A 25,795-nucleotide genomic window follows, 5' to 3' on the forward strand; every position below is an offset into this window, starting at 1 on the left:
GTCTTCAGCCGCCCTTGGCCTGCACCAGCTTGATAACGCTGGAGAAGTCAAGCGCGCCATGGCCGGCGAGGCTGTGCGCCGCATAGAGATTGCGCGCAAGGCCACCCAGAGGCGTCGCGGCGCGCACTGCCGCGGCATTCTCCTGCGCCAGTCCGAGATCCTTGAGCATCAGATCGGTGCCGAAGCCACCGGCATAACCCTTCGAGGCCGGTGCAGCCTCCATCACGCCAGGCAGCGGGTTGTACTTTTCGAGCGCCCAGTTGCCCCCCGAACTGCGCCGCATGATCTCCGACAGCACCTTCGGATCGAGCCCGTTCGCGACGCCCAGCGCAATCGCTTCCGAAGTGCCGATCATCAGGATGCCGAGCAGCATGTTGTTGCAGATCTTCGCAGTCTGGCCAGCGCCCGCGCCGCCTGCGTGGAAGATGTTGGCGCCCATCTTCTCGAGCACGGGCCGCGCGCGCTCGAGATCGGCCTCCGCGCCGCCGACCATGAAGGTCAAGGTGCCGGCGATCGCGCCACCGGTGCCGCCGGAGACGGGTGCGTCGATCACGGCCACCCCGCGCTTCGCCCCCGCCTCTGCCACCTTGCGCGAGGTGGCGGCCGCGATGGTGCTGCTGTCGATCACCAGCGTGCCGGGGGGGATCGCCGCCATCAACCCGGGCTTGCCTTCGCTGCCGAGGTAAAGCGCTTCGACGTGCTGGCTCGCAGGCAACATGCTGATCACGACTTCGGCACCTGCGAGCGTTTCGGCCGCCGACGAGGCAATGGCCACGCCCTCGCCAGCCAGCTTCCTGCATGCTTCGGCCGAAAGGTCGAACGCGCTGAGCGCGTGGCCGGCCTTGTGCAGGTTCAGTGCCATCGGGCCACCCATGTTGCCGAGTCCGATGAATGCGATCTTCATGTGCTTGTCTCCACTGTTTGGATGATTGGACTGGATGGCGCTCAGACGAGCGCCGCCAGCGGGTGCGGCCCTTCGGCGCGCACGCGGAGGTGGTCTTCGATGAACTCGGGCGTGATCTCTTCGAGCGTCGGCGGGTTCCAGCGCGGATTGCGGTCCTTCTCGATCAGCAGCGCGCGGATGCCTTCGGCAAAGTCCTTGTGCGCGCAGCAGCCGAGCGATGCCCAGTACTCCAGGCGGAACACTTCAGCCAGCGACATGTGAAGCACGCGCTGCCAGAGCGCAAAAGACAATGCCGCCGTGCTCGGAGCGCCTTTCATGAAGGTGGCGGCGGCGGTCAGCAGCCACGCATCGTCCGATTTCAACTCGCGCAGGCGCTTGGCGATATCGAGCAGATCGTCGCCGGCCATCAGCGCATTGATCGTGTCGAAGTGCTCCCTGAGCTTCGAATGCTGCTTTTCGGTGCCCTCCCCGGCATGCGCCAGCAGACGTGACAACGTCGCGCGGTCTGCCTTCGTCTCGCCTTTCCATGCACTCGATGCAACGGCTTCCAGCAGCTGCGCCTTGCGCTCCTGCGGCACGACGATGTCTGCCAGGCCGCAGAAGATCGCGTCAGCCGCATTCAGCGGCGCCGCCGTCAGTGCGAGGAAGAGGCCAATGCGACCGGGCGCCCGGCGCAGGAACCAGCTTCCGCCCACGTCGGGGTACAGGCCAATGTTGATCTCCGGCATCGCAATGCGGCTCTGCAATGTCACGACGCGGTGTGATGCGCCCGCCATCAGGCCGACGCCCCCGCCCATGACGATGCCGTGTCCCCAGCACAGGAAGGGCTTCGGAAAGGTGTGAATCAGGTAGTCGAGCTCGTACTCCTCGCTGAAGAACGACTCCGCATAAGTGTTGCGCGCAGGCCCGCATTCGAGCAGCGTCTGGTAGAGCTGGCGCAAGTCACCGCCGGCGCAGAAAGCCTTCTCGCCCGCGGCATCGAGCAACACGCCGACGACGCCATCGTCGTTCGCCCATTCCTGCAGCTTGGGAATAAGCAACCGCACCATCGCCACCGAGAGCGAATTGAGCGAAGCAGGCGCATTGAGGGTGGCCACGCCGAAGCGCTTGCCGGTGGCTGTCTTGATTTCGCTGAAGAGGACGACTGGATCTGTCATTTGTTCTGGGTTGGGTTCATCGGATGTCGCTGTCGCCTTCGAGGAGCTTTCTCGCGACGATCATTCGCATGATTTCATTGGTGCCTTCGAGGATCTGATGCACGCGCGCATCGCGCACCAGCCGCTCCAGCGGGAATTCGCTCAGGTAACCATAGCCGCCATGCAACTGCAAGGCGTCGTTGCACACATTGAAGCCAGCATCCGTGGCGAAGCGCTTTGCCATCGCGCAATAGGTGCTGGCGTCGGCATGGCCGGCGTCGAGCTTGCTCGCGGCGAGGCGCACCATCTGGCGCGCGGCCACGAGTTCGGTCGCCATGTCGGCGAGCTTGAACTGCAGCGCCTGGAAGCTTGCGAGAGGCTTGCCGAACTGCTGGCGTTCATGCAGATAGCGCCGGGCCGCATCCAGCGCGCCCTGCGCCGCGCCGACCGAGCAGGTCGCGATGTTGATGCGCCCGCCGTCGAGCCCCTTCATGGCGATGCGAAAGCCTTCGCCTTCGCTGCCGAGCAGGTTCGCCGCAGGCACTCGCACGTTGTCGAAGTTGATGGTGCGCGTGGGCTGGCTGTTCCAGCCCATCTTGTGTTCCTTCTTGCCGTAGCTGATGCCTGGCGCATCCGCCGGAACCGCGAAGGCCGAAATACCGCCGGCACCGCCACCGCCGGTGCGCGCCATCAGCACCAACACGTCCGTCGCGCCGGCACCCGAGATGAAAGCCTTGCCACCATTGATGACGTAGTCGTTGCCGTGCAACTCGGCGCGCGTCTTGAGTGAGCCGGCGTCCGATCCGGCGCCCGGCTCGGTCAGGCAATAGGACGCGAGCTTGCGGCCGCTGGTCAGATCCGCGCCCCATTGCTCACGCACGGCAGGGCCGCCCCAGGTGCCCAGCATCCACGTCGCCATGTTGTGAATGGTGATGAAAGCCGTCGTCGACGGATCGACTGCGGCCATCTCCTCGAACACCAGAGCGGCATCGAGCCGCGGCAGCGCCAGCCCCTCGATGCTCTCGGGCGCATAGAGGCCGCAGAAGCCGAGTTCGCCAGCCTTGGCGATCGCCTCCTTGGGGAAGATCGCCTCGGCATCCCAGCGGGCCGCATGCGGCGCGAATTCACTCAGCGCGAAATCGCGCGCGGTCTGCGCGAATGCGCGCTGTTCTTCAGTCAGCTCGAAGTCCATGCGGACGAGCTTACTTGAGGCTGATCGTGGTGTTGACGCCGTGCGAGACGGTGCTGTCGTCGAACCAGCGCGCGGTCACTGTCTTGGTCTGCGTGTAGAACAGGACGACCTGTTTGCCGTAAGGCCCCAGGTCGCCCAGCTTGGATGCGCGCGAGCCCGTGAACGAGAACATCGGCACTGGCACCGGAATTGGCACGTTGATACCGACCTGGCCCACGTCGATGTCTTCCTGGAAGCGGCGCGCCGCCGCACCGGACTGCGTGAAGATCGCCGTGCCGTTGCCGTTCGGGTTGGCGTTGATGAGCTCGATGGCCTCGTCGATCGTCTCTGCATTCGCAAGGCACAGCACCGGGCCGAAGATCTCCTGCTCGTAGATCGACATCCCGGGCTTGACGTCAGCGAACACCGTCGGGCCGACGAAGTTGCCCTTCTCGTAGCCTGGCACTGTGGGGTTGCGTCCGTCGAGCGCGAGCGTCGCGCCATCGGCCACGCCGCGTTCGATCAGGCCGCTGACACGGTCATACGCAGCGCACGAAACCAGCGGGCCGACGTCGACGCCCTTCTCCGTGCCCGCGCCGACCTTCAGCGTCTTTGCCTTGGCGACCAGATCGGGCACCCACTTCTGCGCATCGCCCACCAGCACCGCGACCGACACCGCCATGCAGCGCTGGCCGGCAGCGCCGAAGCTGGCACCCGCGAGTGCGTTGAGCGTCTGCTCCTTGTTGGCATCGGGCATGACGATGGCGTGGTTCTTCGCGCCCATCATGCATTGCACGCGCTTGCCGGCGAGCGTCGCGCGGTTGTAGACGTGCGTGCCGACCTTGGTCGAGCCGACGAAAGAGATCGCCTTGATGTCCTTGTGGTCGCAGATCGCGTTGACCACCGCTTCACCGCCATGCACGACGTTGAGCACGCCCGGCGGGATGCCGGCTTCGAGCGCGAGCTCGCACAGGCGCATCGTCACCATCGGGTCCTGTTCGGAAGGCTTGAGCACGAAGGTGTTGCCCGTGACGATGGCCATCGGGAACATCCACAGCGGAATCATCGCGGGGAAATTGAAGGGCGTGATGCCGGCGCATACGCCCAGCGGCTGCAGCAGCGTGTAGGTATCGACGCCGTTGGCCACGTTGTTGGCCAGCTCGCCCAGCTGCAGGTTGCCGATGCCGGCTGCATGCTCGACCACTTCGAGCCCGCGGAACACGTCGCCTTCGGCGTCGGGCAGTGTCTTGCCTTGCTCCGCCGTGAGAATCGCCGCCAGCTCGGCCATGTTCTCGCGAATGAGCTGCTGGTACTTCAAGAAGATGCGCGAGCGCGCACCGATGGGCGTCTTGCGCCAGGTCTTGAAGGCTTCCTTGGCCGAATCGACCGCCGCATCGACTTCGGCCTGCGTCGCGAAAGGCACCTTCGCGAGCACTTCCTGCGTCGCGGGATTGACGATGTCGCGCCATTCGGCGGTCTTCGACTCGACGAACTTGCCGCCGATGAGCAGCTTGACGGTGGCGACCTTCGTCGCGGGTGTGGTGGTGGCGTCCATGAATCTTGTCTCCTGAATGGGGTGCAGGAGGTGATGCTAGCTTTGCACTTTTGCCATGGCAATAGACAAATACGCATCCCCGATCTGCATAATTGCAACGCATGGACTGGGACAACCTTCGCTTTTTTCTGGAGCTCGCGCGCTCGGGCACCCTGGTGGGGGCGGCGCGCCGTCTGGCGGTCGATCACACGACGGTGGCGCGTCGCATCCAGACGCTGGAAAAGCAGGTCGGCACCGCCCTCTTCTCGCGCGAGGCCGACGGGCACCGGCTGACCGAAGCGGGCCGCCGGTTGCAGCCCCAGGTCGAAGCGATGGAAAGCGCCTTTCTCACGGTCGAGAGCACGACGCCGGCCTCCGATGAGGGCTTGTCAGGATTGGTACGCATCGGCGCGACGGAGGGCTTCGGCACCATCGTGCTGGCGCCGCACCTGGCACTCTTCGCGCAGCAGCATCCCAAGCTCGTGATCGACCTTTTGGCGATGCCACGGCTGGTTCATCTGTCGCGCCGCGAAGCCGACATCGTGATCTCGCTCGAACGCCCCGCGCGCGGGCCGGTGGTGGTGACCAAACTGACGGACTACGTGCTGCGCCTCTATGCCTCCAGGCAGTATCTGGCCAAGCATGGCGCCATCCGCAAGCGCGACGACCTGCGCGGCCACACCTTCATCAGCTACGTGGACGACCTGCTCTTCAGCAAGGAGCTCCAGTACCTGGACGAGCTTTATCGCCCGGACTCTTTCGCGCTGCGCAGCACCAGCATCCTGGCGCAGCACCAGGCGACGGTGGCGGGGGCCGGCATCGCGGTGCTGCCGGCCTTCATTGCGGAACGGGACAAATCCTTGCGGCGCGTGCTGCCCGACGAGGCGAACTTCACGCGCACGTTCTGGATGTCGGTTCCGGCGGAGACGCGCCATCTCGCCCGAATGAAGGCGACCTGGGACTTTTTGCGAGAGATCGTGGAGGCGCAGCGTACGTTGCTGCTGCCGTAGCGGAGGAAATCGCATATCGATCGAAGGGCAGGCTCCTGGTCGAGGAACACCTGTCGAGCGTGATCGTCGTGACGCCGCTCGGCAGTGCGTCGAAGTCGACGACCCTTGCGATCACGTGCAGTCCGCCCGTGAAATGGCCATCGAAATCGCCGTCTTCGGTGCGACATCCGAAGCTGATCAGATGGACCTGGTCGACGTAGTAGCCGGTGGTCGTGCCAAAGCGCCGGAGATCGAGAGCGACCCGGCGACCGAGCAAATCGGCGAGGTGATCCGGCTCGTAGGCGATCGACTGCACCACATTCACGACCTTGTCATAGGTCATCGGCTCGTCATTGGGCCGCGAGCATGCGGTGACTACGGCGGCCAATGCCGCCAGCAGAATCACGCGGGCGAAAAAGCCCATTATTCGTTGGATGCGCACAGCCAGTGCCACCGAATGACGCGCTGCCCGCAATACTGGGTGGTGATGCGCGCGGCCAATTCGGTCTTGGAGGCATCATCCCACCGCCTGTCGATCCAGACCACGGCTTCGTACAGATCATCCGAGTTGCCGCTCACGTCATACCTGTCCAGCAAGGCAGCGGTGAGTTCGCGATTGGCGAAGTCGTCTCCGCTGGCCGCTGCATTGCGCAGCGAATTGAAAGTCGACGGCTCCGGCGGAACCGAACCGGTTGTCTTTGCAGGCTGCGGGTGTATGGCCGCCTCGACATGCCCCGCCGGACTCTTCCAGATCAGCGCCAGAAGAACCAACACGATCAACGTGACGTAAAAGCGCACCGACGCCCTCTTGGCGCCTTCGTGGAGGTAGTGAAGTGTGCGATTGAACATGGCCGGAATCTCCCGCTCATCAACGTGCTGCAGGAGATTAGACGACCACCCTTGGCGAGTCATCATCCAAAGCGATGATGAAAAAGCGGCTCGACTCGCCGTTCCAACCTCAGGGCCAGACCGCCGGATGGCTCCCAGGCGGCATCGATGGCCGCGGCCATGCGGCAGGCGTGCGCGAAAGCTGCGCGCTGTGCCTGAACCCGGTCAGTTCGCCGAAGCCTGACGGAGAGATTTCCAGGTAGGGTGCCTTGTCAGGCACTTCGATACGGAATCCATCGGTCACCCGGCCGAGTCCTCGCAACCAATGGCCGGTTTGTGCGAGCGACACCTGCACGAGCCAACTGCCACCCTCGCGTTGTTGCCGCCAAAGCGCGGCGGCCGCGCCCATGGCGATGAGGTAACCGGTCGCCTCATCGAGGATCTGCATCGGCAAGGGCCTCGGCTTGCCGCCCCCAGCGGCTTCGCCCTCGGCATGGTTGAAGCCTATGGCGGTCTGCACGAGCGAATCGAAGCCGCGCCGTGCCGCCCATGGGCCAACCGTTCCGTAAGCCGAGAGCGAAACATAGACCATGCCCGGCCGAGTCCGCGCGACATCCTCCGGACCGAAGCCCAGCGATGCAATGCCGCCGGGGCGGTAGCCCTGGAGGAAGACGTGCGCATCTTTCGCCAACCGATGCAGCGCGTCTCGGCCAGCCTCTTCATGAAGATCGATATGCGTCGAGAGCTTGCCGCGGCTGGTGTCGGCGATGGCCTCGATGTTGGGCAGCTTCGGTGAATTGACCAGCATCACGTCGGCGCCATAGGCCGCCAGCGCACGGCCGCCCACGGGCCCGGCGAGGATGCGCGTGAAGTCCAGCACCCGCACACCGGACAAGGGCCGTACGTCGTCCGCGAGAGGCGGCAGCGCAAGCGGCGGTGCATCGCCGATGCGTTCGATGCTGAACAAGGGCTGCGACACCAGTGCCCTGCCCTGCGGGGTGGCGTCCCAGTCGTCGAAACGGCGCAGTGCGGTTGCCACCAAGCCCTTGGCGGCCGCTGCGTCTTCGAAGTCGATCGACTTCCACGTCTGCATGGCCGCTTCGGCATCGGCGCGCTGGGCGGTGGCCGGATCGAGCCCCAGCAGCCGGAGCGCGCCGTCGCGATGGTGCGCAAAGTTGGCATGGATGCGCACCCAACCATCCGCCGTGCGATAAAGGCCCGAGAACGGGTCCCAGGCGTCGGGCACCCGCCCGTCGACGCTGTACCAGGCCGTGCATTCGAGCGCGGCATGCAGCATGTCGACCTCGACCTGCTGGCGCGGCACGCCTCGCACGTGCCCCAATTCGCAGGCGGCAAGTGCTGCGGCGGCAATCGTGCTCTGCGCCGCCACGCCGACGGCAAAAGAGGAAGGCAGCACGGGGTCAGCGCCGCCGAGGCGCGCAAAGGCCAGCGCATCCAGCGGCAAGCCTGACAGTTGCCAGATGTCCTTGAGAGCTTCCGCCCCGTCCATGTTCGTGCTCCTGTCCTTGCGCACCAGACAGCGCTGCCGGTGACCTCGCTACTGGATCAGCTTGGCACCGGTCTTCGACTGCAGGGCGTCGAAGGTCACGCCCGGCGCGAGTTCGACCACCTTCAAGCCTTCGGGCACGACGTCGATGACAGCCAGATCCGTGATGATGCGGTCGACCACGCCCACGCCCGTCAGCGGCAGCGAGCACTTCTCGAGGATCTTGAGGTCCTCGGTGCCGTCCTTCTTCTTTGCGACGTGTTCCATCAGCACGATCACGCGCTTCACGCCGGCGACGAGGTCCATGGCACCGCCCATGCCCTTGACCATCTTGCCCGGGATCATCCAGTTGGCGAGATCGCCCTTGCTGCTCACTTGCATGGCGCCGAGGATGGACAGGTTGATCTTGCCGCCGCGGATCATCGCAAAGCTGTCGTGGCTGCCGAAGATGGCCGAGCCGGGAATGGTCGTCACGGTCTGCTTGCCGGCGTTGATAAGGTCGGCGTCGACCTGGTCTTCGGTCGGGAAAGGGCCGATGCCCAGCATGCCGTTCTCGCTCTGCAGCCACACCTCCTTGTCGCCGACGAAGTTCGCGACCAGCGTCGGGATGCCGATGCCGAGGTTCACGTAGAAGCCGTCTTCGAGTTCTTGTGCCGCGCGTGCGGCCATCTGGTCCTGGGTCCAAGGCATGTCAAGCTCCCTTGCCGTTGTTGCTTTTGATGGGGGCCGGCACTTCGCTGCCGGCGGCTGCTTGCGCGATGGCGGCTTGCGCCTCGACCTTCGCGGCGACCGCATCGACCGGGGCCGCAGCGCTCACGGTGCGCTTCTCGATGCGCTTCTCGGGGTTGCTGTTGAGGACGATGCGATGCACGTAGATGCCCGGCAGATGAACATCGTCCGGTGCGATCTCGCCGACTTCGACGATCTTCTCGACTTCGACGATGCAGACCTTGCCGGCCATGGCCGCGGCGGGATTGAAGTTGCGCGCCGTCAGGCGAAAGCGCAGGTTGCCCGACTTGTCCGCGACGTCGGCCTTGACCAATGCCACGTCTGGCACCAGCGAGCGTTCCATCACGTAGGTTTCACCATCGAATTCGCGAAGCTCCTTGCCCTCGGCGACCTGCGTGCCGACGCCGGTCTTGGTGAAGAAGGCCGGGATGCCGGCACCGCCCGCACGCAGCTTTTCGGCCAGCGTGCCTTGCGGCGTGAATTCGAGCTCCAGTTCGCCCGCCAGGTATTGGCGCTCGAACTCCTTGTTCTCGCCCACGTAGCTCGCGATCATCTTCTTGATCTGGCGCGTCCCCAGCAGCTTGCCGAGGCCGAAACCGTCGACCCCCGCGTTGTTGGAGATGCAGGTGAGGTTCTTGACGCCGGAGTCGTGCAGGGCATCGATCAGCGCTTCGGGAATGCCGCAGAGGCCGAAGCCACCGACGGCGAGAGTCTGGCCGTCGGCCACGACGCCCTTGAGTGCCGCATCGGCGGAGGGGTAGATCTTGTTCGCCATGGTTCCTCGTTGGTGATGATGGTGGTGATGGTGGTGATGGATGTTGACCGTGAATCGCCTTCGACGATACTACGTAGAGGCATACGTAGTATTTCGTAATGGAGACACCCGACAAGGCCCCCGCCAAGGAATGGCAGACCGTCGACTACCGGCTCGCCTTCGAGCTCGCGCCGGTCGGCATGGTGCTCTCCCGTCATCGCAACATCGTCGGCTGCAATGCGCGCGTTTGCGAGATGTTCGGCACCACGCGCGATGCGCTGGTCGGTCAATCCTTTCAGGTGCTCTACCCGAGCGTCGCCGAATTCGAACGGATCGGCAAGCGGATGGAGCCGATCCTGAACGCCAGCGGCCGTTATGCCGACAACCGGATGATGAAAAGGCTGGGCAACCTGCACGGCGCATTCGCAGGCGAGACCTTCTGGTGCCACGTGAGCGGCCAGGCGCTGAATCGAGCCGCGCCGCACGAGGCGGGCATCTGGACCTTCGAGGACCTGGGATCGCGGCGCTCGGCCAAGGCCGAACTCACGCCGCGCGAACGCGAAGTCGCCGCGCAGGTGATGCAGGGCCGCACCTCCAAGGAAATCGGCAAGGCGCTCGCGATCAGCCACCGCACGGTCGAGATTCATCGCGCGCGGCTGATGCGCAAGTACGCGGCGGCGACGACCGCCGAATTGGTGCAAAAGCTGATCGCAGGATAGATTCCGGCCAACGATGGCCTCTTCGCACGACCCCGAAAAACCCCACCACCGCGCACGCGGATTCCAGAACAACTACATCGAGTTTCAGCCGAAGAGCCTCTCGGAGCTTCTGCGCTGGCGCAGGGATGCGATCCGCAATCACCTGCCGCCACCGCCGCTCGCGCCCACGCCGCGCGTGGCGGCCGACCTGCCCTGGCTGCGCGCCAACGGCAGCGCGGGCGTTGCAATGCTGCCGGCCGTGAACTGGATCGGCCATGCCACCGTGCTGGCCCAACTCGGCGGCCTCACGATGCTGACCGATCCGATGTTCTCGCAGCGGGCGTCTCCCGTGCCACTGGTCGGCCCCACGCGGCAGACGCCGCCGGGCATTGCGCTCGCCGACTTGCCGCACATCGATCTGGTGCTGGTCTCGCACAACCACTATGACCACCTCGACCTGGCTTCCGTGGCCGCTCTGAACGGGCAGCGCGGGGGTCCGCCCCTCTTCATCGTTCCGTTGGGGCTCAAGGCCTGGCTGGCTGCGCACCACGTGCACAACGCAGTCGAACTCGATTGGTGGGAACGGCATCCGGTAGCGGGGCCGCAAGGCGCTGTCGAAGTGGCTCTGGTGCCCGCGCAGCATTGGTCCTCCAGGAGTCCGAGAGACGCCATGGCGACGCTATGGGGCGGCTTTGTGGTGCTGGCGCCGGACTGCCATCTGCTCTTCACCGGAGACACGGGCTATTCGCGCGACTTCGCCGACATTCGCCGTCACTTTGCCGATCGGCAAACGCCCGAGCAAGGCGGCGGCTTCGACATTGCGTTGATACCGATCGGCGCCTATGCGCCGCGCTGGTTCATGCAGACACAGCACGTGGACGTCGAAGAAGCACTGCGGATTCATCGTGATGTGGCTGCCAAGCGCTCGCTGGGCATTCACTGGGGAGTATTCAATCTGACTGACGAGGCTCTCGACGAGCCCCCCAGAAAGCTGGCCGAGCTGCGTGCCGCACAGGGCATGCCCGAAGACGAATTCTTCGTTCTTGCCGTAGGCGAGACACGCAAACTCACATTGCGAACCCCCAAAGCGTTGGATTGACGCAAACGTAGGTCAATAATCAAAATGCCGCCGTCATCGTGTAATACATTCGATTTAAGTAATGATGAACATGGCCGATCCGGACCCGTCGATGTCAGTGCCTTGCAAGCACTGCGCTGCACTGCTGCAGAAAGGGGTTCAGTTTTGTCCGTATTGCGGCAGAGACCAATTTCCCGATCATGTTTCTCCGGTCAGGCGCGCAGCGCCGGCACCCATGGATGTCGTGGACTTCGCCGACACCGTGCAGCCGGACGCACAGACCTCCGAATCGCTTGGCTACCCTGTCCCGACGACCGCAGCAGCCAACGACGAAACGGACCCTGAAATCGGACTCGTGCGCCCCGGAGGCTACTGGCAGAAGGAAGTGCTGGGGGGCCGCGGAATGCCGCGGCATTGGGCCGGCAGTTCACTATTGCCGATACGCCTCGTCATCAGCGTCGTGGCTGCGCTGGCCCTCGTGGCGATCGCCCTGTTGATCGACAACCTGTACCTCGACAACGGCAGCGAGGCCGGCAGGCAGCGGGAGTTCAAGGCGAACCTGGAGCAAGTGCACAGTGCGATGGATCGCGGCGACCTCGGCGGCGCGGCGCGCATCCTCGAAGGACTCGAGACCGAACATGCGGACGATGCAGGCGTTCAGGCCCTCCGACAGGCGTTCGATCGAAGATTACAGGAGCAGGTCGCGAAGCGCGAGCAACTCAGGGAGGCCGCGCTGAAGGCATCGAAGGCGATCGGTCTTCCGCCGCCGGCGCAGTCGGCGCCGGTCCAAGCCCAGAGCCGCGTCCAGGCACCGGCGCCGGTCAATGACGCCGCCCGTCAAACAACCAATGCGCTCGGACTCGGCGAGCCCGCGGCTCCCCGTGCTCCGGCAAACACAAGCGCCCCGCCCCCTCCCTCTTCATCCCCTGCGCAAGCGGCGGGCGCGGCGAAATCGACTGAAAAGGATTGCACCACCACGCTGACGGCGCTGGGCCTCTGCCAAAAGTAGAAGCAACGAGACACCGATAACAATCACAACCGATCGACTTCAAGGAGCCAGCATGCCAATCAGAACCTTCCTGACCGCGTTGTTGATGATGGTCTTCCTGTCCCCTGCGCTGGCGCAGAACCGGGCGGCGTACAAGATCGTCACCGCATCGAAGACGGGCACCTACATCCAGATCGGCAACGACATTGCCAAGTGGATCGCCGAGCCCGCGGGCATCGACCTCGAAGTGCTCGAGTCCAAAGGGTCGGCGGAGAACGTTCAGCGCATGCGCTTCGAGCCCGGGGTCAAGCTGGCCCTGGTGCAGTCGGACGTCTACCAGGCTTTCCTGGACGAAGCGAAGGCAGGCAACGCAGAGGCCGGAAACATCATTCGTCCGCTGCGGCTCATCATGCCGCTGTATGACGAGGAGATCTACTTCGTCGCCCGCGCAGACGCGCCGATGAACTCCATCAACGAGATCAAGAACAAGAGGATCAGCGTCGGCCCCCTGGGCAGCGGCACGGCGCTCACTTCGCGAACCATCTACAACCTGATGTTCGGCGAACAGATCCCTGCCGCCAACATCGAGTACCTGGGCAACGAGGATGCACTCGTGAAGCTCACGGTCGACAAGACGATCGACGTCGCGATCATCGTCGCCGGGCAGCCCGCCAAGCTTTTCGCGGACATGAAGCCGGAGGCGCGCAACTACATCAAGATCCTGAAGCTGGACAATGCGGCGCCCGAGACAGCGCGCGCGAAGAAGACCTACTTTCCGGCCGTGATCCGCGCCAGCAGCTACCCGGCATGGCTGTCCGCCGACATCCCGACGCTGACGGTGAAGGCCTACCTGGTCACCTACGAATACAACCTTCAATCGACCGTCGGAAATCTCATCCGCTTCGCGGACTCGCTGTGTACCAACTTCGACAAGCTCCAGGCCAACGGACATCCGAAGTGGAAGCAGGTGAAATTCGAACTGCCTCCCCTCAGCCAGGGATGGCGCTACTACGCTCCGATGGAGAAGCGGATGCGAGCCTGCATCGCTGGCCAGCAGGCGGCCGCCACAGCCCGGGCGACGCCGGTGAAGGCGGCGCCACCCCAAGCCAGACCGTGCTCTGACCAGGAGCTGGTACTCGGCATCTGCAGAAAGTAGCTTCCGGTTCGGGCAAGGCTTCGGGCGCGAGGCTCAGGCACTCGCTGCCGCGACCGCTGCGCGCGGACGCAGCGTCGCCATGACGAAATAGACACCGCCGCCGATCACCACGCCGAAGAACCAGCCGTAGATGTTCCACCAGGTAGGCAGCAAGGTCGTGAAGGTAGGCAGCAAGGTCGAGAACACGCTGCCGATGCCTGCGGCGACCAGGGCGTTGACGTTCCAGCCACCCTCGTAGCGGTACTCGCCGTATTCCTGATAGAGCGCCGCCACATTGATGTTGCCCTTCGCGACCAGGTAGTAGTCGACCAGGATGACCCCGAGCAGCGGCCCCATGGTGGACCCGATGGCGTTCACGAAATGCGCGGCGTTGCCTTCCCACGGTGCGAACGGATAGAGCACCAGCGCAATCGCAGCTGCGATCAGGCCCCCCTTCTTGAAGCTGATCTGCCTCGGGAAGGTGTTTGAAATGTCGAACGCCGCCGACACGAAATTGGCCACCACGTTGATGCCCAGGGTCGCGACGGCGAAGGTGATTGCGGCAATCAGCGCCAGCACCCAGCTGTCGAACTTGGCGGAGATCTGCTCGGGATGCAGCAACACTTCTCCGTAGACCTTGAAGGCTGCGAGCGTCGTGACGCCGGCAACCAGCGAGAACGCGACGAGGTTGATCGGCAGGCCCCAGAGGTTGCCCCTTCTTACCGCGTCCTTGTCCTTGGCGTAGCGCGAGAAGTCGCAGAAGTTGAGGTACAGCGCCGCGAAGTAGGTGATCCATGTCGCACCGACCGCCATCAACGCCCAGAACGAGCCCGGTTCGCCAGGGACGCCAGCGTCCTGGGTCTTCTGGATCAGCGCGTCCATCGGGATGCCATGGTCGAACGAGATAGCGCCGGCCTTGACGCACAGTCCGACCGCAAGCAGCAGCATCGCGATCCACACTGCGGGGCCCGCCCAGTCCTGGAACCGCCGCACGGTTTCCATGCCTTTCTGGATGATGAGCAGTTGCAATGCCCAGATCACCAGATAGCAGATCACCTCCAGTGCCGAGTGCCCGAGGATGTGCGTGCCCTTGTGGAATTCGAGCATCGCATCGCTGCGGATCAATAGCGCGACCACGGCGCCTGAAGCCGCCGCTGTTTGCGCGCCATACCAGAAGCAGGCCACCACCGCCCGCACCATCGCCGCCAGATTGGCGCCCCAGACGCCGAAGGAAGCTCGCGCGAGCACCGGATACGGCACGCCCGTCTTTTCACCGGCATAGCCGATCAGGTTCATCAGCCCGAAGATCACCAGGGAGCTGAGTCCGATGGCGATGAGGAAGTTGACGAAGCTGCCGCACAGCAGGAACAGGCTGGCCGCGAGGTAGTAGCCCCACAGGCTGTGAACGTCGGAAGTCCAGACGTTGAAGATGCTGAAAGCGCCCCAGTTCCGTTCCTTGGCGGGTGCCAGGTCCTCGTTGTAGAGCCCGGGTGAGGGATTGCGGATTTCCATGGATCGCTCCTGTTGTACGCACGAGGCCAGCGTAGGCACTCGCCATCCGATGGAGATACTGGTTTTCCCGAACGCTTCCCGAACGGATTCAACGGATTCAGCCGGCTTTGCGAAAAGTGAGATTGATCCGGCAATCGCCCAGAAGCGGATGCGTGCCCTCCTTCAACGGCAGCACGCCGTGGAAACGCAGACGCGCCGGCCCTCCCCAGACCACCACGTCGCCATGCCCGAGCGGCACGCGGCGCGCCTTGTCGGCCCGTTTCGCGCCGCCGAACAGGAAGACGGCCGGAATGCCCAGCGACACGGAGACGATGGGCTGGCCGTAGTCGCGCTCGTCGCGGTCTTGATGAAGCGAAAGCCGCGTGCCGGGTTCGTAGCGATTGATGAGGCACGCATCGGGCACGAAATCGGCGAACCCGGCTTGCGAAGCCGCATCCGCCGCCAGCCGTGTGAAGGCCGCCGGCATGCGCGGCCATGGCCGTTCGCTGTCGGGGTCGATCGGGTCGTAGCGGTATCCGGTGCGGTCGGTCACCCAGCCGAGCTCGCCGCAGTTGGTCATCGCCACGGACATGCGGAAGCCGCCCGGCGTGACCATGTGGCGCAGCGGCGCTCGGTCAATCACTTGCTGAACGGCGGCGAGCAACTCGGTCTCGCGCTCGATCGCATGGCGTCGCAACACGACCGCACCCGGCTCCAATGGCTCCGCGGTGGGCACATCGGATTCAGCGGTGTCTTCGAACAGGTCCAGCGTCATGCAATCCTCTGGCTCATGCTCATTTTCCGGCTCAAGCCGCATCATGAAAGATGATGCCCAGCGTGTGGCGGCGACCGGACCGGACCCGGCTCACCCCATGGCGCAGGTTGACCCGATACACCCCCCGCGTGCCTTGCACCGGCCGGTGGTGCACCGCGATCACCGCCGCATCGCCTTGCCGCAGCGGCAGCACCATCGGCCGCGATTGCATGCGTGGTCGCTGCTCGGTCATCACGAATTCGCCGCCCGTGAAATCGCGTTCGGGCTCTGACAGGAGAACCACGACTTGCAGCGGAAAGACGTGCTCGCCGTACAAGTCCTGATGCAGGCAGTTGTAGTCGTCGGCCCCATATTGCAGGAGCAGCGGCGTGGGTCGCAGCTGGCCACCGGCATGGCAGCGCGCGATGAATTCGGCATGCGCCGGCGGAAAGCGCACGTCGATGCCCATCGCCTGATTCCATCGGTTCGCGATCGGCGCGAGGTGTGGATAGATGTGCGCGCGCAGGTCCCCGATCAACTCCGGCAAGGGATAGGCGAAGTACTTGTATTCGCCTCGCCCGAAGCCGTGCCGCTCCATCACCACGCGGCTGCGGAAGAGCGCATCGGCCGGATACATCGTCGCCAGGGATCGGCACTCGGCCGGCGTGAGCAGACCCCCGATCACGGCGTTGCCCTGGTCATCGAGTTCGTCGGCCACCTGTGCCCAATCGATGGCCGCGACGCGAGGCCCGGTCTCGTCGCGCAGCGGCATTTTGTCTCGTGCGTTCATGCCGTCTTCGCTTCGCGTTCAAGCAACGCACTCTTGCGCTCCACGCCCCAGCGATAGCCCGACAGGCTGCCGTCGCTGCGCACTACGCGGTGGCATGGAATCGCCACCGCCAGCGCGTTGGCGCCGCAGGCTTGCGCCACCGCACGCACCGACTTCGGTGCACCGATGCGTTTCGCGATCTCGCTGTAGCTCGCGGTCTGGCCCAGTGGGATCTCGCGGAGCGCACGCCAGACGCGCTGCTGGAAGGCCGTGCCGCGAACGTCGAGCGGGAGGTCGAGCCCCACCCCCGGCGCCTCCACAAAGCCAACGACCTTCGCGACCAGTGCTTCGAATTCCGCGTCGCCACCGATCAGCCGAGCCCGCGGAAACTGGTCCTGCAGATCGCGCGCCAAGGCTTCAGCGTCATCACCCAATGCGATGGCGCAGACGCCGCGTTCGCTTTGCGCAACCAGGATCGCGCCCAGTGCGCATTCGCCGATCGCAAAGCGAATGTCCGTGTCGGCGCCGCCTGCCCTCCATGCCGTCGGCGTCATGCCGAGCATGTCGTTCGAGCTTTCATAGAAGCGGCCGTTGGAGTTGTAGCCGGACCCGTAGATCGCATCGGTCACCGTGTCGCTGCGCAACAGCTCTCGGCGTACGCGAGCCGCGCGATGCGCCGCTGCATAGGCTTTGGGCGTGACGCCGGTCACTTGCTTGAAGAGCCGGTGAAAGTGCGAGCTGCTGAGCTTCGCCCTTTGCGCGAGTTCGTCCAGCGTCGGCGTCTGCTCGGCGGCTTCGATGAAGCGGCACGACTCGGCCACCATGTCCGCCTGCTGCGCAGCCTGCGCAGGCGCGTCAGGCTTGCAGCGCCTGCACGGCCGAAAGCCGGCGCGCTCCGCTTCGGCCGCGCTCGCATGAAAGGCCACGTTCTCGGGCCGTGCCTGGCGTGCGCCGCAGGAAGGCCGGCAATACACCCCCGTCGTGCGGACCGAATAGAAAAAGCTGCCGTCCGCCGCCGCATCACGGGCCATGACGGCGGCCCAGCGCGGGTCGCTTACTGTGGCGAGGGCCCGCATCTCGTTGGGATTGCGCATGTTCATTTGCATCCTTCAGTCATGTCGTTGTCGATGCGTCCACTGTAGGGATCGTCGCCGCGCGCCGCACTCCGGCTCTTGCTTTCGAATTCGACGCAGGGCCGTTCCTCAGATCGTAGGACGATGCCGACATCACCGTGCTTTCTTCAGCCCTCGGCCTACGGGGGCTGCCTGGCGGCCTCGTTACCATTTGGGCCACATGATCGATCGACGTTCACTCCTCACGGCCAGCGGAGCATCGCTGGTACTCGCCGCGCTCGGCATTCCTGCCGAAGCAATGGCCGCCGCCGGACTCACACTGAGCCAGCCTCGGCCCTTTTCCTTCGAACGTCTTGTTGCACTCGCGAAGTCGCTCGGCGCCCAGCCCTATGCGCCCGATAAATCGCTTCCGGCGGACGTGCTCGAGCGCATCGACTACGACGCACACGGCAAGATCAAGTTCAACACCGACAACGCGCTATTCCGGGATGGTCCCGGCCAGTTTCCGGTGACCTTCTTCCACCTCGGCCGATTCTTTCAGGTGCCGGTGCACATGTACGTGCTGGAAAACGCGGGCGATGACGGCTTCGCCCGCGAAATCGTCTACGACAGCGCCTACTTCACCATGCCTGCGGACAGCCCGGCGCGAAAACTGCCCGACGGTGCCGGATTCGCTGGATTTCGCCTTCAGGAAAGCCGCCTCGGCGATCAGAAGAAGTTGCCTTGGCAGACCAACGATTGGGCGGCTTTCCTTGGCGCGTCGTACTTTCGCGCGATCGGAGAGCTGTACCAGTACGGCTTGTCCGCGCGCGGCATCGCGCTCGACGCGGCCATGCCCGATCGCGCCGAGGAGTTTCCGACCTTCACGCGCTTCTACTTCGAGCCGCCCCCGTCGGACAGCGCCAACTCCATGACGATCTACGCCCTGCTCGAAGGGCCCAGCATCACCGGCGCCTACAAGTTCGTGCTCACGCGCGACAAGGCAGTCTTGATGGACATCGATTCGCGGCTGTTCCTGCGCCGGGACGTCGCCCGCTTCGGCCTTGCGCCGTTGACGTCGATGTACTGGTATTCCGAAACCGTGAAGCCCACCGGCATCGACTGGCGGCCGGAGGTGCATGACTCCGACGGCCTGGCCATGTGGAACGGCGCCGGCGAGCGCATCTGGCGGCCCCTGAACAACCCGACGCAAACCCGCGCATCGGCATTCACGGACACCAATCCACGTGGGTTCGGGCTGCTGCAGCGCGATCGCTCCTTCGATCACTACCAGGATGGCGTCTACTACGACAAGCGCCCCAGCCTCTGGGTCGAGCCGCTCGGCAACTGGGGTGAAGGCACCGTGCAGCTCATCGAGATTCCCACGGATGACGAAATTCACGACAACGTGCTCGCCTGCTGGGTGCCCAAGGCGCCGGCCACGGCGGGGTCGAGCTACACCCTCAAGTACCGCCTGCATTGGGCGGCCGACGAGCCCTTTCCTTCGCCGCTGGCGCGCGTGCTGGCCACACGCATTGGCCGCGGGGGTCAGCCCGGCCAGCCGAGACCCGCGGGCATCCGCAAGTTCATGGTCGAATTCATCGGCAAGCCGCTGGAGTCACTGCCTTTCGGCACCAAGCCCGAACTGGTGTTGACGGCCTCGCGCGGCAAGTTCTCGTACATCTTTGCCGAAGCCGTGCCGGATGGCGTGCCCGGTCATTGGCGCGCGCAGTTCGATTTCACGGCGGAGGGAACGGATCCGGTGGACATGCGCCTGTTCCTGAAGACTGGCGACCAGACGCTGTCAGAAACCTGGCTCTACCAGTTCCAGCCGTTTTAGCGGTTGCTCGCCCCCAGGCTTCGCGCACTTCGTGTCGCTTCGCCTACCCCCTGACCGGGGGCAATACCAGCGGCCCGGCTGAGCCGGTTCCGCGGTATTTCTGGCAAGGGAATGGAGGCCGGGACGAGGCCGGAGCTGTTTCGGTTACTTGCCTTTGATCGAGATCAGTTCGATCTCGAAGTCGAGGGTGGCGTTGGGGGGGATGACGCCGCCTGCGCCGCGGGTGCCGTAGGCGATGGCGGGTGGGCAGGTCAGCTTGGCTTTGCCGCCGACTTTCATGAGCTGGACGCCTTCGGTCCAGCAGGGGATTACGCCATTCAGGGGAAATTCGGCAGCCTCGCCGCGCTTGTAGGAGCTGTCGAATTCCTTGCCGTCGGGGAAGGTGCCGCGGTAGTTGACTTTCACGACATCGGTGGCGGCGGGCGAGGCTCCCTTGCCGTCGACCAGCGACTGGAAGATGAGGCCGCTCGGCTTGGTGACGGGCGCCGACTGCGCAAAGGCTGACGGCAGGACGAACATCGAAACAGCGGCTGCAACAAGAATGGATCGCACGATTTACCCCTTGGTCGAATGAATGAACGGGCCCATTATTGCCGGGTGGCCGAGTCCATTCGGCACTGCCTTCGGGCCTTCTCACCTTCTCACCGACGCTCATGCGCTACCGAACCACCATCGATTCGCAGGTCTTCGAGTTCATCGACTTGAAGCAGGTCATGGCGTTCGCGAGTCCGGCGCGCTCCGGGGACTATCTCGCCCAGATCGCCGCAGCCACGGCTCAGCAGCGCATGGCCGCACGCCATGTGCTGGCCGAGACACCGCTCAAGCAGTTCCTCACGGAAGCGCTGGTGCCTTATGAGGACGACAACATCACGCGGATCATCATCGACGAGCACGACGCCCAGGCCTTTGCGCCGGTGTCGCACCTCACGGTGGGCGACTTTCGCAACTGGCTCTTGTCCGAACAGGCGAGCACCGAGACATTGACTGCGCTCGCGCCGGGACTCACACCAGAGATGGTGGCCGCGGCGTCCAAGCTCATGCGCAACCAGGATCTCGTCGCGGTCGCGCGCAAGTGCAGCGTGATAACGCGGTTCCGCGACACGATCGGCCTGCCCGGCCATCTCTCGGTGCGGCTGCAGCCCAATCATCCGACCGACGATCTGCAGGGGGTGGCCGCATCCACGCTCGACGGCCTGCTCATGGGCGCGGGCGATGCGGTGATCGGCATCAATCCGGCATCGGACAGCATGCAGGTGCTCGGAGACCTGTTGCGGATGCTGGATGAGGTGATCCAGCGCTTCGAGATTCCGACCCAGAGCTGCGTGCTGACGCATGTCACCCACGCGTTGAAGCTGATCGAATCGGGCGGCCCGGTCGATCTGGTGTTCCAGTCGATCGGCGGCACCGAGAAAACCAATCGATCTTTCGGTGTGACGCCCGAACTTCTCGACGAGGCGTACGCCGCCGCATTGGCAACGAAGCGCGGAACGATCGGAGACAACGTGATGTACTTCGAGACCGGCCAGGGCAGCGCCCTGTCGGCCAATGCCAACTTCGGCGTCGACCAGCAGACCTGCGAAGCCCGCGCCTATGCGCTCGCGCGGCGCTACAAGCCGCTGCTGATCAACACCGTCGTCGGCTTCATCGGGCCTGAATATCTCTACGACGGCAAGCAGATCGTCCGCGCGGGCCTGGAGGATCACTTCTGCGGCAAGCTGCTCGGCCTGCCCCTGGGTTGCGACGTCTGCTACACCAACCACGCGGAAGCCGACCAGGACGACATGGACACGCTGCTGGTGCTGCTCGGTACCGCGGGCATCAACTTCATCATGGGCGTGCCGGGTGCGGATGACGTGATGCTCAACTACCAGAGCACTTCGTTTCACGACGCGTTGTTCATGCGCGAGACGATGGGCTTGAAGCGCGCACCGGAGTTCGAAGCCTGGCTCGAGCGCATGCAGATCACGGACATGGCCGGCCGGCTCCTGCCGCCCTCTTCCAACCACCTGCTCACCGACATGCGCGCCTTGAGCGCTCTCGGCCGATGACGAACGACCTCGTCAGCCCCAGCCCGTGGAGCGATTGGCGCAAGGCGACGCCAGCGCGCATTGCGCTCGGCCGAGCCGGGGCGGGCATGCCGACCGACGAAATACTGCGCTTCGGATGGGCGCACGCGATGGCGCGCGACGCCATTCACGCCGAGCTCGACACCAATGCGCTCGCGGCATCGTTGAATGCGCAGGGTTGGGAAACCGCCCAAGTCCGAAGCCGCGCGGCCGATCGCACGACCTATCTGCGCCGCCCCGATCTCGGCCGGCAGCTCGAAGACGACGACGCATCGCGCATGCGCGCCATGGCCGGGACGCCGAAGGACATCTGCATCGTCATTGGCGACGGCTTGTCTTCGCTCGCGGTCGATCGGCATGCCGTGCCGCTGGTGACTGCGTTCCGGCAGCAGTTGCAGCAGTTGCCCAAAGGCCTCACCCTCACGCCCGTGGTGATTGCGTCGCAGGCGCGCGTGGCCCTGGCGGACGAGATCGCTGAAGCGCTCGGCGCCCGGTTGTCAATCATGCTGATCGGCGAGCGCCCGGGCCTCAGTTCGCCCGACAGCCTCGGGGCCTACATCACGCACGCACCCCGCCGCGGGCGCAACGACGCCGAGCGCAATTGCATTTCGAACATACGTCCCGAGGGCCTCGCCTACGGCGCGGCTGCGAACAAGCTGGCCTGGCTGGTGCGCGAGTCATTGCGACGCGGCCTGACGGGCATCGGGTTGAAGGATGAAAGCCACCTGGCGGTGCTCGACGCGGACGGCCATCCGGGAGCGCTCGGTAGCTCCTTATGATGAGCCTCATACCAGCCTATCAGGAGACCTCATGACCCAACGCTATCCGCTGGCCGAACTCAAGGATTTGCCCGACGACATTCGCGCCTCGATTCTCCAAGTGCAGGAAAAGGCCGGCTTCGTACCCAACGTGTTCCTCGCGCTCGCTCGCCGCCCGGCCGAGTGGCGCGCCTTCTTCGCCTATCACGACGCATTGATGCTCAAAGAAGAAGGCTCGCTCACCAAAGGCGACCGCGAAATGATCGTGACCGCGACGAGTGCGGCCAACCGGTGCCTCTATTGCGTGGTGGCGCACGGCGCGCTGTTGCGCATCTACGAGAAGAAGCCGCTGGTGGCCGATCAGGTCGCAGTCAACTGGCGCAAGGCGGACATCACACCGCGCCAGTACGCGATGCTCGAATTCGCGATGAAGGTCTGCGAGCATTCGCACGAGATCGGCGACAGCGACTTTCCGCCGTTGCACGCGCACGGCTTCAGCGACGAAGACATCTGGGACATTGCCGCAATCACCGCGTTCTTTGGTCTTTCAAACCGGATGGCAAGCTTCAGCGGCATGCAGCCGAATCCGGAGTTCTACCTGATGGGCCGGCTGCCACGTGACAAGAAGTGAATCGAGGGGACAGCGAAGTGCGCATATTGCTGGTTGAAGATGACTCGGCCCTCGCGGATGCCGTCTGCAGCTACCTCGTGGCGAAGGCGTTCATCGTCGATGTCGCGCCCGGACTTGCGCAAGCACGCGCCGCGCTGCTGACAGTGCAGTACGCAGCGGTTCTGCTCGACCTGCATCTGCCGGATGGGGACGGGCTTTCGCTGCTGCCCAATGTTCGTGCGTTGCGCGACCGTCCCATCGTGATCGTGTTGACGGCGCGCGACCAGGTGACGGATCGGATCCGCGGCCTCGACGCCGGCGCGGACGACTACCTCATCAAGCCCTACGATCCCGCGGAACTGCTCGCGCGACTGCGGGCGGTCGAACGCCGGCGCAGCACGAGCAGCTCGCCGGTGGTGCGGCTCGGCACGCTGGAGATCGATCTCGCCCGCGACTTGGTCCTCAAGGACGGAATGCCCGTCCTGCTGACGCAGAAGGAATGGGCGCTGCTGCGCGTGATGGCCACCCGGCCCGATCGCATTCACACGCGCGACAACCTCGCCGACGCACTCTATGGCTTTGGCGACGAGGCCGACAGCAATACGCTGGAGGTGTTCATCAGCCGTCTGCGACGCAAGCTCGGCCGCAGCCACATCCAGACGCTTCGCGGCCTGGGCTATCGGCTGTCCTTTGCGCCTGAAGTCGAAGAAGAGGACGAATGAACCCCAGGCTTCCGCCTTCGGGCGGTGCCGATTCCTCCGGCAAGCGCGATTCGCTCGCGGGCCGGCTGACGCGCACGCTCATCGTCTGGATCGGCGGCGTCTGGCTGATGGGCGTGCTGGGCGTCGTCTGGTATGTGAATCGCGAGATCAATCACAACTTCGACCACGAGCTGGTGGAGGTCTCGCATCGCATATTCGCCATGGCCCTGCACGAACTCGGCGAACGGCAGCAACCTGATTCCGGCGCGAAGAAGCCGCTGATCGCGGCGCCTCAGACGATGTTTCCGAGCGATGCGGTGAAGTACCAACTGGTCGATCTGCACGAAGGCGTTCTTCTGCGATCCGCCGAAGCCACGGGCACCTCGTTCGATGTGCCGCTCACGCCCGGCTTCGCGAGCATCGGACCGTGGCGGGTCTACACCGTGCGGCATCCGACGCGCGAGCTGTTTCTGCAGGTCGCCGATCCGCTGACCGAAAGGCAGAAGGCACTCAACCACACGCTCTTCGGGCTGATCATTCCGCTGGGCGCCGTTCTGCCGCTGCTGGCGCTGGTGCTTCGCAATGTGGCGCGGAGCGAACTGCGTGCGCTGGAGATGCTCGCGGCCGAGATCGAGCAGCGCAGCGGGGCCGACCTGCGGCCGATCCGGCTGCCAGGGCTGCCCAGGGAACTCCGGGCGGTCGGTGATCACGTCAATCAGCTGCTCGAACGGCTCTCGCAATCGCTCGACGTCGAACGCGCGCTGGCGGCGAATGCGGCGCACGAGCTGCGCACACCGCTTGCCGCCGCCCGATTGCGGCTGCAGACCGCGCTGGAGCACGACTTGCAGCGCGACGAAGTGCTGGCTGCGCTCGAAGCGCTTCAGGTGCTCGGCCACCGCACCGAAAAGCTGCTGCAGCTTTCAAGAGCCGAATCGGCCGCTTCGCTGGCGCGTGAGCGCATCGATCTCGTGCAACTCTCAGGCGCGGTGGCACAGGAGTTCTGGCAGAGCGCCGATGCCAACGAGCGCCTGGCACTGAAGGTGCCCGACACGGAGCCGCCCACCGCGCTCGGCGACGTGGATGCGCTGGCGATCGCGCTGCGCAATCTGGTGGAGAACGCATTGCGGTACGGCCGCGGCCGCGTCGTCATCGAAGTGATGGCGCCCTGCACGCTTTCCGTGCGCGACGCCGGACCGGGCGTGAGCCCGGAGCAACTGCGCACCCTGCGGCAGCGGCATGTCCGTCACGACCTGGGGCATGCAGGCTACGGACTGGGCCTGTCGATCGTCGCAACCATCGTCGAGAAGCTCAGCGGGCGGCTCGAGCTGAGTTCACCGGCCGTGGGCGCGACGACGGGCTTCGAGGCTCGCATCGTCCTGAAGCCGGTGTGAGCCGACCAGCGCGTAACGGACTCAGAGCGCGAAGCCGTCGTCCGCCGCAATCACCGCGCCATTGACGAAATGGCTTTGCCCGCTCGCAAGCAGGACGATCAATCCGTCGAGATCTTCCGGCTTGCCGACGCGCTTTCGCGGCAGCATGCCCACGAGCTTCTGGCCGCCATCGGTCACCCAGTGTTCTTCGTTGAGCTCCGTCGCGATGTAGCCCGGGCACAGGGCGTTGACGTTGATGCCGAAGCGCCCCCATTCGAGCGCCATTGCCTTCGTCATCTGCACCACGGCCGCCTTGCTCATGCAATAGACGCCGATCTGAGGCAGCACCTTGAGCGCGGCGACCGAAGCGATGTTGATGATGCGCCCGCCGATATAGGTGCCCGGCGCCGATCCCTTGGCGCGCGCGAGCATGCGCTTGCCCACCTCCTGCGCGACGAAGAAAGTGCCTTTGACGTTGGTGTCGAAGATGAAGTCGTAGTCCTTGCTCGACACTTCCTGGAGGCGCTGCGTGGTGCTGACGCCGGAGTTGTTGACCAGGATGTCGATCGGGCCGACTTCGGTTTCGGCGCGCGCCACGGCGGCCTTGATGCTGTCGATGTCGGTGACGTCGAGGTCGACCACATGGGCGTCGCCGCCCTCGCCTTCGATGCGCGCGCGAAGCTCCTTGAGCTTGTCGGTGCTGCGGCTGGCCAGGACCACTGCCGCACCGGCGCGCGCCAGGGTCTTGGAGAACTGCGCGCCGAGTCCGCTGGACGCACCCGTGACGAAGGCCACCCGGCCGGAAAGATCGATGCTGTAAGCCATGGAAGATCCTCTTGGAGTCGCCGACGCGACGGCCCGGGACCCGCGCAACCGCCGCATAAAATGGTCCGGCCTAAGCGGTGCCTCGCACCCCCGAATCATTATCGACGA

Annotated in this window: 25 protein-coding genes; 11 read left to right on the plus strand and 14 right to left on the minus strand. The window is 64.8% G+C overall.

Annotated elements, in window-relative coordinates; translation table 11 throughout:
• Window positions 1–4: 4 nt before the first annotated feature.
• The 4 genes from mmsB to AC1DSF_RS07640 are packed head-to-tail and all read right to left on the minus strand — an operon-like array spanning window position 5 to window position 4,766.
• Window positions 5–904 (minus strand): 3-hydroxyisobutyrate dehydrogenase, encoded by a 900-nt coding sequence (gene mmsB, locus AC1DSF_RS07625; RefSeq protein WP_478182558.1) that lies wholly within the window; start codon window positions 902–904, stop codon window positions 5–7.
• A 41-nt stretch (window positions 905–945) separates the two neighbouring features.
• Complete coding sequence (locus tag AC1DSF_RS07630; RefSeq protein WP_478182559.1) at window positions 946–2,061, minus strand: enoyl-CoA hydratase/isomerase family protein; 1,116 nt, start codon at window positions 2,059–2,061, stop codon at window positions 946–948.
• 16 nt (window positions 2,062–2,077) lie between these two features.
• On the minus strand, window positions 2,078–3,232 hold the full coding sequence (locus tag AC1DSF_RS07635) for an acyl-CoA dehydrogenase family protein (protein WP_478182560.1): 1,155 nt from the start codon (window positions 3,230–3,232) through the stop codon (window positions 2,078–2,080).
• 10 nt (window positions 3,233–3,242) lie between these two features.
• Window positions 3,243–4,766 carry a CoA-acylating methylmalonate-semialdehyde dehydrogenase gene (locus AC1DSF_RS07640; protein ID WP_478182561.1) on the minus strand — a complete coding sequence of 508 codons (1,524 nt, stop codon included), beginning with the start codon at window positions 4,764–4,766 and terminating at the stop codon, window positions 3,243–3,245.
• Window positions 4,767–4,867: 101 nt separating this feature from the next.
• On the opposite strand from AC1DSF_RS07640, the gene AC1DSF_RS07645 reads away from it, so the two are divergent.
• Window positions 4,868–5,755, plus strand: coding sequence for a LysR family transcriptional regulator (locus AC1DSF_RS07645; RefSeq protein ID WP_478182562.1), 888 nt, complete (start codon window positions 4,868–4,870; stop codon window positions 5,753–5,755).
• 402 nt (window positions 5,756–6,157) lie between these two features.
• On the opposite strand, the gene AC1DSF_RS07650 is transcribed toward AC1DSF_RS07645, so the two are convergent.
• From AC1DSF_RS07650 to AC1DSF_RS07665, 4 genes are all read right to left on the minus strand, one after another.
• Window positions 6,158–6,583, minus strand: coding sequence for a hypothetical protein (locus AC1DSF_RS07650; protein ID WP_478182563.1), 426 nt, complete (start codon window positions 6,581–6,583; stop codon window positions 6,158–6,160).
• Window positions 6,584–6,692: 109 nt separating this feature from the next.
• Entirely contained in the window at window positions 6,693–8,072 is a 1,380-nt protein-coding gene (locus AC1DSF_RS07655) for a CoA transferase (RefSeq protein ID WP_478182564.1), read from the minus strand.
• Window positions 8,073–8,120: 48 nt separating this feature from the next.
• Entirely contained in the window at window positions 8,121–8,759 is a 639-nt protein-coding gene (locus tag AC1DSF_RS07660; RefSeq protein ID WP_478126628.1) for a 3-oxoacid CoA-transferase subunit B, read from the minus strand.
• Window position 8,760: 1 nt separating this feature from the next.
• Entirely contained in the window at window positions 8,761–9,573 is an 813-nt protein-coding gene (locus AC1DSF_RS07665; protein WP_478126629.1) for a CoA transferase subunit A, read from the minus strand.
• A 98-nt stretch (window positions 9,574–9,671) separates the two neighbouring features.
• Between AC1DSF_RS07665 and AC1DSF_RS07670 the strand changes: the two genes are divergently transcribed.
• The 4 genes from AC1DSF_RS07670 to AC1DSF_RS07685 all read left to right on the plus strand — a co-directional run bounded on the left by AC1DSF_RS07670 (window position 9,672) and on the right by AC1DSF_RS07685 (window position 13,472).
• Entirely contained in the window at window positions 9,672–10,271 is a 600-nt protein-coding gene (locus AC1DSF_RS07670; protein WP_478126630.1) for a LuxR C-terminal-related transcriptional regulator, read from the plus strand.
• Window positions 10,272–10,284: 13 nt separating this feature from the next.
• The gene (locus tag AC1DSF_RS07675) at window positions 10,285–11,349 is read left to right on the plus strand and encodes an MBL fold metallo-hydrolase (protein WP_478126631.1); all 1,065 of its coding nucleotides are present in this window, start codon (window positions 10,285–10,287) and stop codon (window positions 11,347–11,349) included.
• Between the two features lie 214 nt (window positions 11,350–11,563).
• Window positions 11,564–12,337 carry a hypothetical protein gene (locus tag AC1DSF_RS07680; RefSeq protein WP_478126632.1) on the plus strand — a complete coding sequence of 258 codons (774 nt, stop codon included), beginning with the start codon at window positions 11,564–11,566 and terminating at the stop codon, window positions 12,335–12,337.
• A gap of 52 nt (window positions 12,338–12,389) precedes the next feature.
• Complete coding sequence (locus tag AC1DSF_RS07685; protein ID WP_478126633.1) at window positions 12,390–13,472, plus strand: TAXI family TRAP transporter solute-binding subunit; 1,083 nt, start codon at window positions 12,390–12,392, stop codon at window positions 13,470–13,472.
• A gap of 33 nt (window positions 13,473–13,505) precedes the next feature.
• On the opposite strand, the gene AC1DSF_RS07690 is transcribed toward AC1DSF_RS07685, so the two are convergent.
• The 4 genes from AC1DSF_RS07690 to ada form a co-directional block, all read right to left on the minus strand.
• On the minus strand, window positions 13,506–14,963 hold the full coding sequence (locus AC1DSF_RS07690) for an NCS1 family nucleobase:cation symporter-1 (protein ID WP_478126634.1): 1,458 nt from the start codon (window positions 14,961–14,963) through the stop codon (window positions 13,506–13,508).
• A 97-nt stretch (window positions 14,964–15,060) separates the two neighbouring features.
• Window positions 15,061–15,717, minus strand: a complete 657-nt coding sequence (gene alkB / locus AC1DSF_RS07695) for a DNA oxidative demethylase AlkB (protein WP_478126635.1) — start codon at window positions 15,715–15,717, stop codon at window positions 15,061–15,063.
• Between the two features lie 31 nt (window positions 15,718–15,748).
• Window positions 15,749–16,486: a 2OG-Fe(II) oxygenase gene (locus AC1DSF_RS07700; RefSeq protein ID WP_478126636.1), complete on the minus strand. Its 738-nt coding sequence runs from the start codon at window positions 16,484–16,486 to the stop codon at window positions 15,749–15,751.
• Window positions 16,483–17,565 (minus strand): bifunctional DNA-binding transcriptional regulator/O6-methylguanine-DNA methyltransferase Ada, encoded by a 1,083-nt coding sequence (gene ada, locus AC1DSF_RS07705; RefSeq protein WP_478126637.1) that lies wholly within the window; start codon window positions 17,563–17,565, stop codon window positions 16,483–16,485. Before ada ends, AC1DSF_RS07700 begins: the two co-directional genes overlap by 4 nt.
• A gap of 193 nt (window positions 17,566–17,758) precedes the next feature.
• Between ada and AC1DSF_RS07710 the strand changes: the two genes are divergently transcribed.
• Window positions 17,759–19,357, plus strand: coding sequence for an OpgD/OpgG family glucan biosynthesis protein (locus AC1DSF_RS07710; RefSeq protein ID WP_478126638.1), 1,599 nt, complete (start codon window positions 17,759–17,761; stop codon window positions 19,355–19,357).
• Between the two features lie 144 nt (window positions 19,358–19,501).
• Here the strand turns inward: AC1DSF_RS07710 and AC1DSF_RS07715 are convergent, their stop codons facing one another.
• The gene (locus tag AC1DSF_RS07715; protein WP_478126755.1) at window positions 19,502–19,876 is read right to left on the minus strand and encodes an FKBP-type peptidyl-prolyl cis-trans isomerase; all 375 of its coding nucleotides are present in this window, start codon (window positions 19,874–19,876) and stop codon (window positions 19,502–19,504) included.
• A gap of 134 nt (window positions 19,877–20,010) precedes the next feature.
• Here AC1DSF_RS07715 and AC1DSF_RS07720 point away from each other — a divergent pair, with 134 nt between their 5' ends.
• From AC1DSF_RS07720 to AC1DSF_RS07740, 5 genes are read left to right on the plus strand one after another with little or no spacing between them, the layout of a single operon-like run.
• Window positions 20,011–21,405, plus strand: coding sequence for an ethanolamine ammonia-lyase subunit EutB (locus AC1DSF_RS07720; RefSeq protein ID WP_478126639.1), 1,395 nt, complete (start codon window positions 20,011–20,013; stop codon window positions 21,403–21,405).
• Window positions 21,402–22,202 carry an ethanolamine ammonia-lyase subunit EutC gene (gene eutC, locus AC1DSF_RS07725; protein ID WP_478126640.1) on the plus strand — a complete coding sequence of 267 codons (801 nt, stop codon included), beginning with the start codon at window positions 21,402–21,404 and terminating at the stop codon, window positions 22,200–22,202. The genes AC1DSF_RS07720 and eutC overlap by 4 nt, the downstream gene beginning before the upstream one ends.
• Before the next feature lie 31 nt (window positions 22,203–22,233).
• A complete protein-coding gene (locus tag AC1DSF_RS07730; RefSeq protein ID WP_478126641.1) occupies window positions 22,234–22,812 on the plus strand; it encodes a peroxidase-related enzyme in 579 nt (192 codons plus the stop codon).
• A gap of 17 nt (window positions 22,813–22,829) precedes the next feature.
• On the plus strand, window positions 22,830–23,513 hold the full coding sequence (locus AC1DSF_RS07735; RefSeq protein ID WP_478126756.1) for a response regulator: 684 nt from the start codon (window positions 22,830–22,832) through the stop codon (window positions 23,511–23,513).
• Window positions 23,510–24,883, plus strand: coding sequence for a sensor histidine kinase (locus tag AC1DSF_RS07740; protein WP_478126642.1), 1,374 nt, complete (start codon window positions 23,510–23,512; stop codon window positions 24,881–24,883). Before AC1DSF_RS07735 ends, AC1DSF_RS07740 begins: the two co-directional genes overlap by 4 nt.
• Before the next feature lie 21 nt (window positions 24,884–24,904).
• On the opposite strand, the gene AC1DSF_RS07745 is transcribed toward AC1DSF_RS07740, so the two are convergent.
• The gene (locus AC1DSF_RS07745) at window positions 24,905–25,687 is read right to left on the minus strand and encodes an SDR family oxidoreductase (protein ID WP_478126643.1); all 783 of its coding nucleotides are present in this window, start codon (window positions 25,685–25,687) and stop codon (window positions 24,905–24,907) included.
• Window positions 25,688–25,795 lie beyond the last annotated feature (108 nt).

This window comes from Variovorax sp. 01N429 (genome assembly GCF_056399425.1).